At 66.2% G+C, this 15,457-nt stretch carries 14 protein-coding genes; all 14 read left to right on the plus strand.

The annotated features are described in order from the left end of the window. Nucleotides 1–7: 7 nt before the first annotated feature. The gene (locus E5P2_RS20050) at nt 8–709 is read left to right on the plus strand and encodes a succinate dehydrogenase iron-sulfur subunit (protein ID WP_162568841.1); all 702 of its coding nucleotides are present in this window, start codon (nt 8–10) and stop codon (nt 707–709) included. 4 nt (nt 710–713) lie between these two features. Further along, nucleotides 714–1,049 carry an FAD assembly factor SdhE gene (locus E5P2_RS20055; RefSeq protein ID WP_162568842.1) on the plus strand — a complete coding sequence of 112 codons (336 nt, stop codon included), beginning with the start codon at nt 714–716 and terminating at the stop codon, nt 1,047–1,049. Nucleotides 1,050–1,071: 22 nt separating this feature from the next. Next, nucleotides 1,072–2,382 (plus strand): citrate synthase, encoded by a 1,311-nt coding sequence (gltA, locus tag E5P2_RS20060; protein WP_162568843.1) that lies wholly within the window; start codon nt 1,072–1,074, stop codon nt 2,380–2,382. A gap of 159 nt (nt 2,383–2,541) precedes the next feature. Further along, a complete protein-coding gene (locus E5P2_RS20065) occupies nt 2,542–3,486 on the plus strand; it encodes a LysR substrate-binding domain-containing protein (protein ID WP_162570573.1) in 945 nt (314 codons plus the stop codon). Nucleotides 3,487–3,518: 32 nt separating this feature from the next. Then, nucleotides 3,519–4,940, plus strand: a complete 1,422-nt coding sequence (gene leuC, locus E5P2_RS20070; protein WP_162568844.1) for a 3-isopropylmalate dehydratase large subunit — start codon at nt 3,519–3,521, stop codon at nt 4,938–4,940. 19 nt (nt 4,941–4,959) lie between these two features. Beyond that, on the plus strand, nt 4,960–5,610 hold the full coding sequence (gene leuD / locus E5P2_RS20075; protein ID WP_162568845.1) for a 3-isopropylmalate dehydratase small subunit: 651 nt from the start codon (nt 4,960–4,962) through the stop codon (nt 5,608–5,610). 34 nt (nt 5,611–5,644) lie between these two features. Then, entirely contained in the window at nt 5,645–6,745 is a 1,101-nt protein-coding gene (gene leuB / locus E5P2_RS20080) for a 3-isopropylmalate dehydrogenase (protein WP_162568846.1), read from the plus strand. Between the two features lie 91 nt (nt 6,746–6,836). After that, entirely contained in the window at nt 6,837–7,979 is a 1,143-nt protein-coding gene (asd, locus tag E5P2_RS20085; protein WP_162568847.1) for an aspartate-semialdehyde dehydrogenase, read from the plus strand. 179 nt (nt 7,980–8,158) lie between these two features. Beyond that, nucleotides 8,159–10,855, plus strand: coding sequence for a FimV/HubP family polar landmark protein (locus tag E5P2_RS20090; protein ID WP_332107552.1), 2,697 nt, complete (start codon nt 8,159–8,161; stop codon nt 10,853–10,855). Between the two features lie 26 nt (nt 10,856–10,881). Then, nucleotides 10,882–11,694: a tRNA pseudouridine(38-40) synthase TruA gene (gene truA / locus E5P2_RS20095; protein ID WP_162568849.1), complete on the plus strand. Its 813-nt coding sequence runs from the start codon at nt 10,882–10,884 to the stop codon at nt 11,692–11,694. Further along, on the plus strand, nt 11,691–12,377 hold the full coding sequence (locus E5P2_RS20100) for a phosphoribosylanthranilate isomerase (protein WP_162568850.1): 687 nt from the start codon (nt 11,691–11,693) through the stop codon (nt 12,375–12,377). The genes truA and E5P2_RS20100 overlap by 4 nt, the downstream gene beginning before the upstream one ends. A gap of 48 nt (nt 12,378–12,425) precedes the next feature. After that, nucleotides 12,426–13,703, plus strand: coding sequence for a tryptophan synthase subunit beta (gene trpB, locus E5P2_RS20105; RefSeq protein ID WP_162568851.1), 1,278 nt, complete (start codon nt 12,426–12,428; stop codon nt 13,701–13,703). Beyond that, on the plus strand, nt 13,700–14,545 hold the full coding sequence (trpA, locus tag E5P2_RS20110; protein ID WP_162568852.1) for a tryptophan synthase subunit alpha: 846 nt from the start codon (nt 13,700–13,702) through the stop codon (nt 14,543–14,545). Before trpB ends, trpA begins: the two co-directional genes overlap by 4 nt. Nucleotides 14,546–14,576: 31 nt before the next feature. Next, nucleotides 14,577–15,449 carry an acetyl-CoA carboxylase, carboxyltransferase subunit beta gene (gene accD, locus E5P2_RS20115; protein WP_162568853.1) on the plus strand — a complete coding sequence of 291 codons (873 nt, stop codon included), beginning with the start codon at nt 14,577–14,579 and terminating at the stop codon, nt 15,447–15,449. Nucleotides 15,450–15,457 lie beyond the last annotated feature (8 nt).

The raw sequence follows: 15,457 nt of genomic DNA on the forward strand, positions 1-15,457 counted from the left end.
CCTCACGATGAAGCGCACATTCCAAATCTACCGCTACGATCCGGACAAGGACGCCAAGCCCTACATGCAGACCATCGAGATCGAACTCGACGGCCATGAACGCATGCTGCTGGACGCCCTGATGAAGCTCAAGGCGCAGGATCCGTCGCTGTCGTTCCGCCGCTCCTGCCGCGAAGGCGTCTGCGGCTCGGACGCGATGAACATCAACGGCAAGAACGGCCTGGCCTGCCTGACCAACATGAACACGCTCAAGGGCACGGTGGTTCTCAAGCCGCTGCCCGGGCTGCCCGTGATCCGCGACCTGATCGTGGACATGACGCAGTTCTTCAAGCAGTACGACTCGATCAAACCCTACCTGCAGAACGACACGGTGCCGCCCGAGAAGGAGCGCCTGCAGTCGCCCGAGGAGCGCGAAGAGCTCAACGGCCTCTACGAATGCATCCTGTGCGCGAGCTGCTCGACGAGTTGCCCGAGTTTCTGGTGGAATCCCGACAAGTTCGTCGGCCCCGCGGGCCTGCTGCAGGCCTACCGCTTCATCGCCGACAGCCGCGACGAAGCCACTGCCGAGCGCCTGGACAATCTCGAGGACCCGTACCGCCTGTTCCGCTGCCACACGATCATGAACTGCGTCGACGTGTGCCCGAAGAACCTGAACCCGACCAAGGCGATCGGGAAGATCAAGGAACTGATGGTGCGTCGCGCCATCTAGGACCATGGATTCCACGAACGACACCGGCAGCAATTCCCGGCCTCCCGACGCGGCGGCTGGGGAGCTGATCGGCGTGCGTGCGTTGAGCAAGCTGAAGTGGCGTTGCCGCCGCGGCCTGCTGGAGAACGACCTGTTCATTGCCCGCTTTTTCGAACGGCACGAGGCAAGCCTGACCTGCGGGCAGGCGCAGGCACTGGAGACATTGATGGATCTGTCGGACAACGATCTGCTGGATCTTCTGCTGCGCAGGAAGGAGCCCGTGCCCGGATGGGCCGGTGCCGAAGTGGCGGAACTGTTGCAGCTGATGCGTACCGACGGCGCGCAATCCCTATCTTCCTGAACAATTCTTTGAAAGACCCGAAATGAAAGCTTCCGAGACCAAGGCCAATCTGTCGTTCAGCAACGGCGGTCAGAGCATCGAGTTGCCGATCTACAAGGGCACGATGGGCCCCGACGTGATCGACATCCGAAAGCTCTACGCTCAGACCGGCATGTTCACCTACGACCCGGGTTTCATGTCGACCGCGTCTTGCGAATCGGCCATCACCTACATCGATGGCGACAAGGGTGAGCTGCTCTATCGCGGCTACCCCATCGAGCAATTGGCCACCAGTTGCGACTTCATGGAGACCTGTCACCTGCTGCTGTACGGCGAGCTGCCCGACACGGCCAAGAAGGCCGACTTCACCAAGCTCGTCACGAACCACACGATGGTCAACGAGCAGATGCAGTTCTTCCTGCGGGGTTTCCGCCGCGACGCGCATCCGATGGCCATCATGACCGGCCTGGTCGGCGCGCTGTCGGCCTTCTATCACGACAGCACGGACATCAACAATCCGAAGCACCGCGAGATCGCGGCCATCCGCCTGATCGCGAAGATGCCGACGCTGGTCGCCATGGCCTACAAGTACACCGTGGGCCAGCCCTACATGTACCCGAAGAACGACCTGAGCTACGCGGGCAACTTCCTGCACATGATGTTCGCCACGCCCTGCGAGACGTACACCGTGAGCCCGGTGCTCGAGCGCGCGCTCGACCGGATCTTCATCCTGCATGCCGACCACGAGCAGAACGCGTCGACCTCGACCGTGCGCCTGTGCGGTTCGTCGGGCACCAATCCCTTCGCCGCGATCGCTGCGGGCGTGGCCTGCCTCTGGGGCCCGGCCCACGGCGGCGCCAACGAGGCGGCGCTCAACATGCTCTACGACATCCAGAAGGCCGGCGGCGTCGAGAAGATCGGCGAGTTCATCAAACAGGTCAAGGACAAAAATTCGAACGTCAAGCTGATGGGCTTCGGGCACCGGGTCTACAAGAACTACGACCCGCGCGCCAAGCTGATGCAGGAGACCTGCAAGGAAGTGCTGGGCGAACTGGGCCTGGAGAACGATCCGCTGTTCAAGCTCGCGATGGCGCTCGAAAAGATCGCGCTGGAAGACGAGTACTTCGTGTCGCGCAAGCTCTACCCGAACGTCGATTTCTATTCCGGCATCGTGCAGCGCGCGATCGGCATCCCGGTGCCGCTGTTCACCGCGGTCTTCGCGCTCGCGCGCACGGTCGGCTGGATCGCGCAGCTCAACGAGATGATCGGCGATCCCGACTACAAGATCGGACGTCCGCGCCAGCTGTTCGAAGGCTCGCCCAAGCGCGAGGTCAAGCCTATCGCTGCGCGCTGAAAGTCGCGTCGCGCATCAAAAAAGCGGACTGCGGTCCGCTTTTTTTCGCCTGGCTCATCGCGCACCGGCATCAAGGTCATCGCGGATCGCGATGTCATTGGGGGAAAAACCAATAGAAAATACACGCCTCCATCTCCATACGAGATGCCAACGCCGCCCATGATTTCCTCCGAGCGCAGTTTCGCCCGCCGCATCGACCTCACGTCGCTGCAGCTGTTCGTGGCCGTGTGCGAACTCGGCAGCATCGGGCGCGCGGCGGAACGCGAGTTCATTGCCGCGTCGGCGATCAGCAAGCGGCTGTCCGACCTGGAAGCCACCCTGGGCACGCCCCTTCTGTACCGGCATGCGCGCGGCGTCGATCTGACGCCGGCCGGCGAGAGCCTGCTGCATCACGCGCGCTCGGTGCTCTACAGCCTCGAGAAGATGCAGGGCGAACTCAGCGAATACGCCGACGGCGTGCGCGGCCATGTGCGCGTGCACGCGAACATCTCCGCCATCGTGCAGTTCCTGCCGGAAGACCTCGGTGCCTTCACGCGCGCGCACGACGGCATCAAGATCGACCTCGAGGAACACCTGAGCAGCGAGGTGGTGCGCGCCGTGCACGAAGGCGCGGCCGACCTCGGCATCTGCCACCTGCCGGAAGGCACGAGCGAGTTGCAGAGCCTGCTCTACCGTCGCGACGCGCTGGTGCTGGTCGTGCCCGCGGACCATCCGCTGGCGGCACGCCACTCGATCGATTTCGTCGATTCGCTGGACGCCGACCACGTCGGCCTGCATACCAACAGCTCGATCTACGTGGCGATGCACCAGGCCGCCCTGGCCGCCGACCGCACCATCAAGCTGCGCATCCACGTGACCGGGCTCGACGCCATGTGCCGCATGATCGACAACGGCCTGGGCCTGGGCGTGATGCCGCTGCGCGCCTTCGAGCTCATGCAGGGCGGCATCGGCCGCGGCCTGGCGAGCGTCGCGCTCGACGACCCCTGGGCTGCACGCGAAATCCGGCTGGTCGCACGCGACTTCTCGACGCTGCCGGTCGCCGCCCGCATGCTCGTCAAGCACCTCCATGCATCCGCGCCGGCGAGCGAGCAGCTCGCCGCTTGAAGACAATCCCATTTCCCACGAAAGAGACCACCATGGCACGCACGCTCTACGACAAACTCTGGGACGAGCACGTCGTCCACACCGAGGAAGACGGCACCGCGATCCTCTACATCGACCGGCATCTGGTGCACGAAGTGACCAGCCCGCAAGCCTTCGAAGGGCTGCGCGAAGCCGGCCGCAAGCTGTGGCGCATCAGCTCGGTGGTCGCCACGGCCGACCACAACACGCCGACCACGCATTGGGAGCTCGGCTACGACGGCATCGCCGACCCGATCAGCAAGGAACAGATCACCACGCTGGACAGCAACATCAAGGAATTCGGCGCCGCCGCCTTCTTTCCCTTCCTGAGCAAGCGGCAGGGCATCGTGCACGTGATCGGACCGGAATCGGGCGCGACGCTGCCCGGCATGACAGTGGTCTGCGGCGACTCGCACACCTCGACGCACGGCGCCTTCGGCGCGCTCGCGCACGGCATCGGCACCAGCGAGGTCGAGCACGTGATGGCGACGCAGACCCTGCTGGCCAAGAAGGCCAAGAACCTGCTCGTCAAGGTCGAAGGCAAGCTGGCCCCGGGCTGTACCGCCAAGGACATCGTGCTGGCCATCATCGGCAGGATCGGCACCGCCGGCGGCACCGGCTACACGATCGAGTTCGCCGGCGCCGCGATCCGCAACCTCAGCATGGAAGGCCGGATGACCGTGTGCAACATGGCGATCGAGGCCGGTGCGCGGGCCGGGCTGGTGGCGGTGGACGAGAAGACCATCGCCTACGTCAAGGGCCGCGCGCTCGCGCCGACCGGCGTCGAGTGGGACCAGGCGGTCGCCTACTGGAAGACGCTGCAATCGGACCCGAACGCGCATTTCGACGCCGTGGTCGAACTCGACGCGGCGCAGATCAAGCCGCAGGTGACCTGGGGCACCTCGCCCGAGATGGTCGTGCCGGTCGACGGCCGCGTGCCGGATCCGGACAAGGAGAAGGACGCCAACAAACGCGGCGCCATCGAGCGCGCGCTGACCTACATGGGCCTGGAGCCGAACAAACCGATGAACGACATTCTGATCGACAAGGTGTTCATCGGCTCGTGCACCAACAGCCGCATCGAGGACATGCGCGAAGCCGCTGCGATGGTCAAGAAGCTGGGCCAGAAGGTCGCGAAGAACGTGAAGCTGGCGATGGTCGTCCCAGGCTCCGGCCAGGTGAAGGAACAGGCCGAGCGCGAAGGGCTCGACCAGATCTTCAAGGCCGCGGGCTTCGAGTGGCGCGAACCGGGTTGCTCGATGTGCCTCGCGATGAACGCCGACCGGCTGGAGCCGGGGGAGCGCTGCGCCTCGACCAGCAACCGCAATTTCGAAGGCCGGCAAGGCGCGGGTGGCCGCACCCACCTGGTCAGCCCCGCCATGGCTGCCGCCGCCGCCGTGCACGGCCATTTCGTCGACGTTCGCCAGTTCGCCTGATCCGAGGAGCAAGAACACCATGCAGAAATTCACCGTGCACAAGGGCCTCGTGGCGCCGATGGACCGCGAGAACGTCGACACCGACGCCATCATCCCCAAGCAGTTTCTGAAGTCGATCCGCAAGACCGGCTTCGGCCCCAACCTGTTCGACGCCTGGCGCTACCTCGATCCGGGCGAGCCGGGCCAGGACCCGAAGTCACGCCGGCCGAACCCCGACTTCGTGCTGAACCAGCCGCGCTATGCGGGCGCCTCGGTGCTGCTCGCACGCAAGAACTTCGGCTGCGGCTCGTCGCGCGAACACGCGCCCTGGGCGCTCGACCAGTACGGCTTCCGCGCGATCATCGCGCCGAGCTATGCCGACATCTTCTTCAACAACAGCTTCAAGAACGGGCTGCTGCCGATCGTGCTCGCCGAGTCGCAGGTGGCGCAGTTGTTCGACGAGGCGCTTGCCTTTCCCGGCTACAGCCTCACCGTCGATCTCGAGCGGCAGGTGATCGTCAAGCCCGATGGCAGCGAGCTGGCCTTCGAGGTCCAGGCCTTCCGCAAGTTCTGCCTGATCAACGGACTGGACGACATCGGCCTGACGCTGCGCCACAAGGACAAGATCAAGGCTTTCGAGGCGGAACGCCTGGCGCAGAAGCCCTGGCTCACGCACCAGCTGATCGCCTGACCTCCATCCCTTTCCAACTTCCGAACAGACCTTCATGAAAATCGCAGTCCTTCCCGGTGACGGCATCGGCACCGAAATCGTCGCGGAGGCCATTCGTGTCCTCGACGTGCTCGATCTCTCCTTTGAAATGGAATCGGCGCCGGTCGGTGGCGCGGCCTACGAGGCGCACGGGCATCCGCTGCCCGACGCCACGCTCAAGCTGGCCAAGGAAGCCGACGCCGTGCTCTTCGGCGCGGTGGGCGACTGGAAGTACGACAAGCTGGAGCGCTCGCTGCGGCCCGAGCAGGCCATCCTCGGCCTGCGCAAGAACCTCGGCCTGTTCGCCAACTTCCGCCCGGCCATCTGCTATGAGCAGTTGGTCGATGCGTCCAGCTTGAAGCCCGAGCTCGTCGCCGGACTCGACATCCTGATCATCCGCGAGCTGACCGGCGACATCTATTTCGGCCAGCCGCGCGGACGCCGCACCGCAGTCGATGGCCATTTCCCGGGCGCCGAGGAAGCCTTCGACACGATGCGCTATTCGCGTCCCGAGATCGAGCGCATCGCCCACGTCGCGTTTCAGGCGGCGCGCAAGCGCAGCAAGCGCGTGACCAGCGTCGACAAGGCCAACGTGCTCGAGACCTTCCAGTTCTGGAAGGACGTGGTCACGGAGGTCGGCAAGGAGTATCCCGACGTCGAACTCGACCACATGTACGTGGACAACGCCGCGATGCAGCTGGTCAAGGCACCGAAGAAGTTCGACGTGGTTGTCACCGGCAACATGTTCGGTGACATCCTCTCGGACGAGGCGGCGATGCTGACCGGCTCGATCGGCATGCTGCCCTCGGCCTCGCTCAACGCGGGCAACCAGGGCCTCTACGAACCGAGCCATGGCAGCGCGCCCGACATTGCCGGCAAAGGGGTTGCCAATCCATTGGCTACAATCCTGTCCGCTGCCATGATGCTCCGCTTTTCCCTGAACCAGCCCGAAGCCGCCGACCGAATCGAGTCGGCGGTCAAGCATGTGCTCGCGAAAGGCCTGCGCACGGCAGACATCTGGTCCGCAGGCACCACCAAGGTCGGCACCCGCGAAATGGGCGACGCGGTGGTGGCGGCCCTGTCTTCCTCGATCACCAAAACGGCGATTACCGGCTAACCACAGCCCGATTCGTCACGCCCCTCCCCGGCTCTGACGAGCCGGGCGCAAAGAGAAAACAGCTTTCTTTTTTCACAAGGGCAATCTGAAAATGGCGAACGCAAATCAACCTCTGGTCGGCCTCGTGGGCTGGCGCGGCATGGTGGGCTCGGTCCTGATGGATCGCATGCAGGCCGAAGGCGACTTCGAACTGATCGAGCCGGTCTTCTTCTCGACCTCCAACGCCGGCGGCAAGGCCCCGGCGATGGCCAGGAACGAGACCCGGCTCCAGGATGCGCACGACATCGAGGCGCTCCGGAAGTGCGACATCGTCGTCACCGCCCAGGGCGGCGACTACACCACCGAAGTGTTTCCCAGGCTGCGCGCCGCAGGCTGGAAGGGCCACTGGGTCGACGCAGCGTCCACGCTGCGCATGAACGACGACGCGATCATCGTGCTCGATCCGGTCAATCTCCCGGTCATCCAGAACGCGTTGGCCAAGGGCGGCAAGAACTGGATCGGCGGCAACTGCACGGTGAGCTGCATGCTGATGGGCGTGGGTGCTCTCTACAAGGCCGGGCTGGTCGAGTGGATGACCAGCATGACCTACCAGGCGGCCTCTGGCGGCGGCGCGCAGCACATGCGCGAACTGCTCACGCAGTTCGGCTCGCTCCACAGCGAAGTGCGTGCGCTGCTGGACGATCCGAAGTCGGCGATCCTCGAGATCGACCGCAAGGTGCTCGGCCGGCAACAGGCGCTGAGTGCCGCCGAGACGGCGAATTTCGGCGTACCGCTCGGCGGTAGCCTGATCCCGTGGATCGACAAGGATCTCAGCGACGGCATCAGCAAGGAAGAATGGAAGGCCGGCGCCGAGACCAACAAGATCCTGGGCCAGGGCGCTGCCTTCGGAACGGCCGCGACGCCGGTCGACGGCTTCTGCGTGCGCGTCGGCGCCATGCGCTGCCACAGCCAGGCGCTGACCTTCAAGCTGAAGAGGGACGTGCCGGTCGCCGACATCGAAGCCTTGATCGCCGCGGACAACGCATGGGTCAAGGTGGTGCCGAACACGCGGGAAGCCACCATGAGGGATCTCACGCCGGTGGCAGTCACCGGCACCATGGGCATCCCTGTCGGCCGCATCCGCAAGCTGGCGATGGGACCGGACTATGTGGGCGCCTTCACCGTCGGCGACCAGCTCCTGTGGGGCGCCGCCGAACCGCTGCGCCGCATGCTGCGCATCCTGCTCGAAGCCTGAGCCACCGCAGGACGGCCGAAACGGCGTTCTGCGTTGCTGCATCACAACGCGACAGGCATGCCGAAGTTGGCACGCACTGGGTAGATAAGGCCTGTCGCCTTGTCAGTGCAGGGTGATGATGTTAACGTCCCCTTACACTTTTGGGCCGCGCTGCCCCTACCAGCATGACACGACATCCGTTGCCTGCGGCCCGCCTCCCGGCGCCTTGCCAGACCCCGACGTTTTCCGGCCGGGGGCGGCTGTCCCTTCTGAGCGCGGCGATCACTCTGGCCCTGGGCTTCGTCAGCACCGATGCTTCGGCGCTCGCGCTCGGGCGGCTCAATGTCCAGTCGGCGCTGGGTGAACCGCTTCGCGCCGAAATCGACGTCACCGAGATCAGCGCATCCGAAGCCGACGGCCTGCGGATCGCCATCGCTTCGCCCGAGGCCTTCCGCGCTGCGGGCGTGCCTTACAACGCCGTGCTGTCGGACATGAGGGTGGGCCTGCAGCGACGCGCCAACGGGCGCTATGTCGTGCGCCTCACCAGCAACCGCCAAGTCAGCGAACCTTTCATCGACCTGCTGCTCGAGGCCAACTGGAATTCGGGCCGCATCGTGCGCGACTACACCGTGCTGCTCGATCCGCCGGGCAGCCGGCTGGCCGCGGCGCCGGTTGCGCCGATCGCACCGCAAATCAGCGCAGCCCCGCCGCCGCCGCTGCGTTCCACCGCGCCGGCCGCCGTCGAACCCCCGATCCGCCGCCCATCGCCGGCGGCGGTGCCGAGCGCTCCGGCCGCAGCCGCGACGCAGGCAGCGCCGAGGGCGGCAAACGCGAGTCCGGCCGTTCGCACCCCCGCGGGCGGCGATCAGCACGTCACGGTACAGGCCGGCGATACCGCCAGCAAGATCGCCGGCGCCTACAAGACAGCGGACGTATCGCTCGACCAGATGCTGGTGGCGCTGCTGCGTGCCAATCCCAATGCCTTCATTCGCGGCAATGTCAACCGCATCAAGGCCGGTGCCGTGCTCGACTTGCCGGATCCGTCCCAGGCGAGCGCCGTTCCTGCGACCGAAGCGCGGCGCATGGTGACAGCGCAGAGCCACGACTTCAGCGAGTACCGCCGCCGCCTGGCGGATAACGCCCCCGAATCGAACGTCGCCGACGCCGGCCGCCAGGCCTCGGGCAAGCTGCAGGCCAATGTCGAGGATCGCAATGCGGCGAATGCAGCAGCCGACAAACTCAAGGTCACGCAGGGCGGCCCGGCGAACGTGTCCGCCGAAGACAAGCTGGCGCAGACCCGGCAGGCACAGGAGAGCAGCGCCCGCGTTGCCGAACTGTCGAAGAACATCAGCGAGCTGAACAAGCTGCAAAGCGCCAGCGGGACCGCTGCTACGGCAAGCAGCGCCGCACCCGCTGCGGCAAGCGCTCCGTCGGTCGCAGCCTCCGCTGCGGGAAGCACTGCGGGCACGGGTAACGCGGCATCCGCAGCAAGCGCGATCAGCCTGCCGACGCCCGCTGTCGTCGCGCCCGCTGCCGCGGCATCTGCCACAGCAGCCGACGGGGCGACGCAAGCCGCCTCGTCGGCCGCAGCCACCGCCTCCGCTGCGCCCAAGGCACCGGTCATTGCCAAGCCGGCGGCCACGCCTGCGCCGACAGAGCGCGGGTTCTTCGCGGAACTGCTCGACAACCCGCTCATGCTCGGTGCCGCTGCACTGATCGCGCTGCTGGTCGCCTTCCTTCTCTATCGCGTGCTGGGCCGCAAGCGCCCCCAAAGCGGCGACAGCGTGTTCATCGAAAGCCGCATGCCCAAGGACTCCTTCTTCGGCGCCAGCGGCGGCGAGTCGGTCGACACCAAGAACCGGGGCAATTCGGTCGTTTCCTCGCTGTCTTACTCTCCCAGCCAGTTGGACGCAGGCGACGTGGACCCGGTGGCCGAAGCCGATGTCTATCTGGCCTACGGCCGCGATCTGCAAGCCGAGGAAATCCTGCGCGAAGCACTGCGGGTCAATCCTGAACGCACCGCCATCCACCTCAAGCTGCTCGAGATCCATGCCAAGCGCCGCGACCTGCGCGCCTACGAGGCGCTCGCGGCCGATGTGCACAAGCTGACCGGCGGCACCGGCAGCGACTGGGGTCGCGTGGCGGAGATGGGCAAGGACCTGGATCCCGGTAACCCGCTGTATGAATCCGGCAGCCGCGGCGTCTCCGCCGCCGAAGCCGCCGCATTCGCAGGCACATTGGCAGCGGCGACATCCTCGCCCGCGCCGGCCCTGAGCCCGAGTTCCAGCCCGGTCATGCCACAGGTCGTCGCAGCGCCTCCACCGGCCTTCGTGCCTTCCGTGGCGCCGCTCGATTTCGATCTCGACCTGGCCAAGCCCTCGACGCCGGCGCCGCTCACGGCCAGCCTGCCGCCGACACCGTCGCCGGAGCCATTCCCGTCGACGGTGCGCGAGGTTCCGCGCACCCCGACGCCCGCAGCCGCTGCGACGACCGACGCCGCTCCGCTGAGCGCCATCGCAGCACTTCATCTCGAGAACGACTTCGACACCGCACCGGGTGTGCTCGAGCCGATTCCGCGCGCGCCCTCGCCCGAGGACGAAATGACGCAGCCGGCAACCCTGCGCGCGGGCTTGCCCGGCGATTCCGGCTTCATCGAATTCGACATGAGTTCGCTGGCCGGCCTGCCGGATCGCAACCCGTCCGACACCGAGCGTGGCCGGCTCGAACCGCTCGAAGAAGGCGCGGAGAGCCCGCATGCGATCAAGCTTTCGCTGGCGCGCGAACTGAAGGCACTCGGCGATGTCGAAGGTGCCCGCTCACTGATCGAGGAAGTCGCTGCCGAGAGCTCGGGCGACGTCAAGGCCGAAGCCAAGCAACTGCTCGGCCAATTGCGCTGAGCGGCCATGGCGCCGCCCACTCCACCGTGAGGCTGGCGCTCGGCATCCGCTACAACGGCCAGGGCTACCAGGGCTGGCAGAGCCAGCTGTCGGGCCAAACCGTCCAGGACAAGCTCGAAGCGGCGCTCACCCGCTTCGCCGCCCAGCCGATCTCCACGCTCTGTGCGGGCCGCACCGATGCCGGTGTCCATGCCTTGATGCAGGTGGTGCATTTCGACACGGCCATTCACCGCACCCCCTTCTCCTGGGTGCGCGGCACCAACCGCTTCCTGCCCGCCGACATCGCGGTGCAATGGGCGCAGCCGGTGCCCGACCAGTTCCATTGCCGCGCTAGCGCGCTCACGCGCCGCTACCTCTACGTGCTGTCGCAGTCGCCGGTGCGGCCGAGCCTGGATGCGGGCCGCGTGGGCTGGTCGATGCGCGCACTCGACGGCAACGCGATGCGCGAGGCGGCCACGATGCTGCTGGGCCAGCACGACTTCAGCTCGTTCCGCGCTTCGGCCTGCCAGGCACGTTCGCCGATCAAGGACCTGCGGCGCATCACGGTCACGCGGCACGGCGAGACGGAACGCTGCCAATGGCACTTCGAATTCGAGGCCGATGCGTTCCTGCATCACATGATCCGCAACATCATGGGTTGCCTGGTGCGCATCGGCCATGGCGACGAGCGTCCGGAATGGATGCGCGAGGTACTGGAAGCCCGCAGCCGCAAGGTCGCCGCCCCGACTTTCTCGGCGGATGGCCTGTACTTTCTGGGACCGCTCTACGACGCCGGCTGGGGCTTGCCGCCGGAGGCAACGCTGCAGGCGGGAGGCGTTGCGTATGATGGTCCGCCATGACTTCCGTTCGCCACGCTGCCCGTACACGCATCAAGATCTGCGGGCTGACACGCGAGGAGGACGTGGACGCAGCCGTCGGTGCCGGTGCCGATGCGATCGGCTTCGTGCTGTATCCGGCCAGCCCGCGCGCAGTCACCGTCGAACGCGTGGCGCGGCTGGCCGCCAGGTTGCCGCCCTTCGTGACGCCGGTGCTGCTGTTCGTCAACGAAGAGGCCGCAGCCGCAAGGGCCGCTCTCGCTGCCGTGCCCGGTGCCGTCGCGCAGTTCCATGGCGATGAGACACCTGATCAATGCTGGCAGGCGAGCGGTCGGGGCGCGCACCGCTTCCTGCGCGCGGCTCGCATTCCGATCGGTACGGCCGGCGCCGGCTTCGATCTCGTAAAATACGCGTCCGATTACTCCCGCGCCCACGCCATCCTGCTCGACGCCCACGTCGAAGCCTATGGCGGTGGCGGCAAGGCATTCGATTGGTCACATCTTCCACCCGCCGTCGACGCTCACCTCGTCTTGAGTGGTGGGCTCACACCTGCAAACGTGGGCGATGGCATTCGCCAGCTGCGGACGGCGGCCCGGTCGCTGTCCGTTGACGTGAGCTCCGGCGTCGAGGTCTCCAAAGGCATCAAGGACGCCGTGAAGATTCGCGAATTCGTGGCCGCCGTGCGTGCGGCCGACGCCCTGTTCTAGCTGACTGCGCCTCGATCGTCTGGCGCGGCCGGCCCACCGATCGAGACCATGACCACCTACCAGCAACCCGACGCCACCGGCCATTTCGGCATCTACGGCGGCACTTTCGCCAGCGAAACGCTGACCCACGCGATCAATGAATTGCGCGACGCCTACGCCCGGTACAAGGACGACCCCGAATTCCTGGCCGAATTCCACTACGAGCTCGCGCATTTCGTGGGCCGACCCTCGCCGATCTACCATGCGGCGCGCACCAGCCGCGAAATGGGCGGCGCGCAGATCTACCTCAAGCGCGAGGACCTGAATCACACCGGCGCCCACAAGGTCAACAACACCATTGGCCAGGCCATGCTCGCCAAGCGCATGGGCAAGCCGCGCGTGATCGCCGAAACCGGCGCCGGCCAGCACGGCGTGGCCACGGCCACCATCTGCGCACGCTACGGGCTCGAATGCGTGGTCTACATGGGCAGCCAGGACGTGAAGCGCCAGAGCCCGAACGTCTACCGCATGAACCTGCTGGGCGCAACCGTCGTGCCGGTGGAATCGGGCAGCAAGACCCTGAAGGACGCGCTCAACGAAGCGATGCGCGACTGGGTCACCAACGTCGAAAATACCTTCTACATCATCGGCACCGTCGCCGGCCCGCATCCCTATCCGACCATGGTGCGCGACTTCCAGAGCGTGATCGGCATCGAATGCATCGAACAGATGCCCGCCATGCTGGCCGCACAAGGCCTCGGCGGCGCAGTTGGAGATCGGCAACCCGACGTGGTGGTCGCCTGCGTGGGCGGAGGCAGCAATGCGATGGGCATCTTCCATCCCTACATCCCGTTCGAAGGCACGCGCCTGATCGGCGTGGAGGCCGCGGGCGAAGGCCTGGACAGTGGCAAGCATTCGGCTTCGATCCTGCGCGGCAGTCCCGGCGTGCTGCACGGCAACCGGACCTACCTGCTGCAGAACGAGGACGGTCAGGTGACCGAAACGCACAGCATCAGCGCCGGCCTCGACTACCCCGGTGTCGGCCCGGAGCATGCCTACCTGGCCGACATCGGCCGCGCCGAATACGTCGGCATCACCGATGCCGAGGCGCTCGAAGCCTTCCACTACCTGTGCCGCACCGAGGGCATCATTCCCGCCCTCGAATCGAGCCATGCCTTCGCCCACGCGATGAAACTGGCGAAGACCATGCGCCCCGACCAGTCGATCCTGGTCAATCTCTCGGGTCGCGGCGACAAGGACATCGGCACGGTGGCCGATCTCTCCGGCGTCGACTTCTACGACCGGCCGTCGATGCGCGGCCTCAGCGTGAAGGGAGGCCGCGCATGAGCCGAATCGCCGCCACCTTCGAAGCCTTGCGCAAGGACGGCCGCAAGGCACTGATCCCCTACGTGACCGCGGGCTTTCCTTTCGCCGACATCACGCCGGAACTCATGCACGGCATGGCCGAAGCGGGCGCCGACGTGATCGAGCTCGGCGTGCCCTTTTCCGATCCGATGGCCGACGGTCCGGTGATCCAGAAGGCCGGCGAGGCCGCGCTCGCGCTGGGCATCGGCATGAAGCAGGTGCTGGCCATGGTCGCCGCCTTTCGACGCCAGAACGACAGCACGCCCGTGGTGCTGATGGGCTACGCGAATCCGGTCGAACACTACGACCTGGTGCACGGCAAGGATTCGTTCATCCGCGATGCCGCGGCGGCCGGCGTCGACGGCCTGCTGGTGGTCGACTACCCGCCCGAAGAGTGCGAGGAATTCGCCGCCAAGCTGCGGGCGAGCGGCATCGACCTGATCTTCCTGCTCGCGCCCACCAGCACCGGCGAGCGCATGGCACAGGTTGGCCGCATTGCCACCGGCTACGTCTACTACGTCTCGCTCAAGGGTGTGACCGGTGCGGGCCATCTCGACACCGAAGCGGTCGGCCGGATGATCCCGCGCATCCGCGAGCACATGCAGCTGCCGGTCGGCGTCGGTTTTGGCATTCGTGACGCACGCACCGCGCAGGCCGTCGGCTCGGCCGCCGATGCGGTCGTGATCGGCACCCGCATCATCCAGCTGATCGAGAACCAACCGCGAGAGGCGGTGGTGCCGGTGGTGCGCGAATTCCTGTCCGTAATCCGGCAGGCACTGGACGCCCTGCCCACGGCGACGCCCAAGAACACGGCTGGCCGATAATCCGCATGCCCTCACCCCGGATGGAGACTTCATGAGCTGGCTCGAAAAACTGCTTCCCCCCAAGATTGCGCCCACCGATCCGAGCGAGCGCCGCCAGATGCCGGAAGGCCTCTGGATCAAATGCCCCAGCTGCGACACGGTGCTCTACAAGACCGACCTCGAACACAACCAGAACGTGTGCCCGAGCTGCGGCCACCACCACCGCATCGGCGCGCGCGCGCGGCTGGACGCCTTCCTCGATCCCGAAGGTCGCTACGAAGTCGGCCAGGAAGTGCTGCCGGTCGACGCGCTCAAGTTCAAGGACAGCCGCAAGTACCCCGAGCGGCTCAAGGAGGCGCTCGAGAACACCGGCGAGACCGACGCGCTCGTGGTCATCGGCGGCTCGGTGCACAGCATCAACGTCGTGGTGGCCTGCTTCGAGTTCGACTTCATGGGTGGCAGCATGGGCAGCGTGGTCGGCGAGCGCTTCGTGCGCGGCGTCGAGACCGCCATCGAGCAGAAGGTACCGTTCATCTGCTTCACGGCCACCGGCGGCGCGCGCATGCAGGAAGGCTTGCTGTCGCTCATGCAGATGGCCAAGACCAACGCGTCGCTCACCCGGCTGGCCAAGAAAGGTCTTCCCTACATCAGCGTGCTGACCGACCCGACCATGGGCGGCGTGAGCGCAGGCTTTGCCTTCGTCGGCGACGTGGTCATCGCGGAACCGAAGGCGCTGATCGGCTTCGCCGGGCCGCGCGTGATCGAATCGACCGTGCGGGTGACGCTGCCGGAAGGCTTTCAGCGCGCCGAGTTCCTGCAGACCAAGGGCGCAATCGATTTCATCTGCGACCGGCGCGAACTGCGCAAGACCGTGGCCAGCACGCTGGCGATGCTGCTGCGCCAGTCCGCCGACGCAGTGGTCTGACGGCCGGT

The organism is Variovorax sp. SRS16 (genome assembly GCF_901827165.1).
Classification (GTDB): Bacteria; Pseudomonadota; Gammaproteobacteria; order Burkholderiales; family Burkholderiaceae_C; genus Variovorax.

Excerpts from the sequence above, each read along its gene's own strand:
- E5P2_RS20050 (WP_162568841.1), top strand. The coding sequence starts at position 8 with ATGAAGCGCACATTCCAAATCTACCGCTACGATCCGGACAAGGACGCC.
- E5P2_RS20055 (WP_162568842.1), top strand. The coding sequence starts at position 714 with ATGGATTCCACGAACGACACCGGCAGCAATTCCCGGCCTCCCGACGCG.
- gltA (WP_162568843.1), top strand. The coding sequence starts at position 1,072 with ATGAAAGCTTCCGAGACCAAGGCCAATCTGTCGTTCAGCAACGGCGGT.
- E5P2_RS20065 (WP_162570573.1), top strand. The coding sequence starts at position 2,542 with ATGATTTCCTCCGAGCGCAGTTTCGCCCGCCGCATCGACCTCACGTCG.
- leuC (WP_162568844.1), top strand. The coding sequence starts at position 3,519 with ATGGCACGCACGCTCTACGACAAACTCTGGGACGAGCACGTCGTCCAC.
- leuD (WP_162568845.1), top strand. The coding sequence starts at position 4,960 with ATGCAGAAATTCACCGTGCACAAGGGCCTCGTGGCGCCGATGGACCGC.
- leuB (WP_162568846.1), top strand. The coding sequence starts at position 5,645 with ATGAAAATCGCAGTCCTTCCCGGTGACGGCATCGGCACCGAAATCGTC.
- asd (WP_162568847.1), top strand. The coding sequence starts at position 6,837 with ATGGCGAACGCAAATCAACCTCTGGTCGGCCTCGTGGGCTGGCGCGGC.
- E5P2_RS20100 (WP_162568850.1), top strand. The coding sequence starts at position 11,691 with ATGACTTCCGTTCGCCACGCTGCCCGTACACGCATCAAGATCTGCGGG.
- trpB (WP_162568851.1), top strand. The coding sequence starts at position 12,426 with ATGACCACCTACCAGCAACCCGACGCCACCGGCCATTTCGGCATCTAC.
- trpA (WP_162568852.1), top strand. The coding sequence starts at position 13,700 with ATGAGCCGAATCGCCGCCACCTTCGAAGCCTTGCGCAAGGACGGCCGC.
- accD (WP_162568853.1), top strand. The coding sequence starts at position 14,577 with ATGAGCTGGCTCGAAAAACTGCTTCCCCCCAAGATTGCGCCCACCGAT.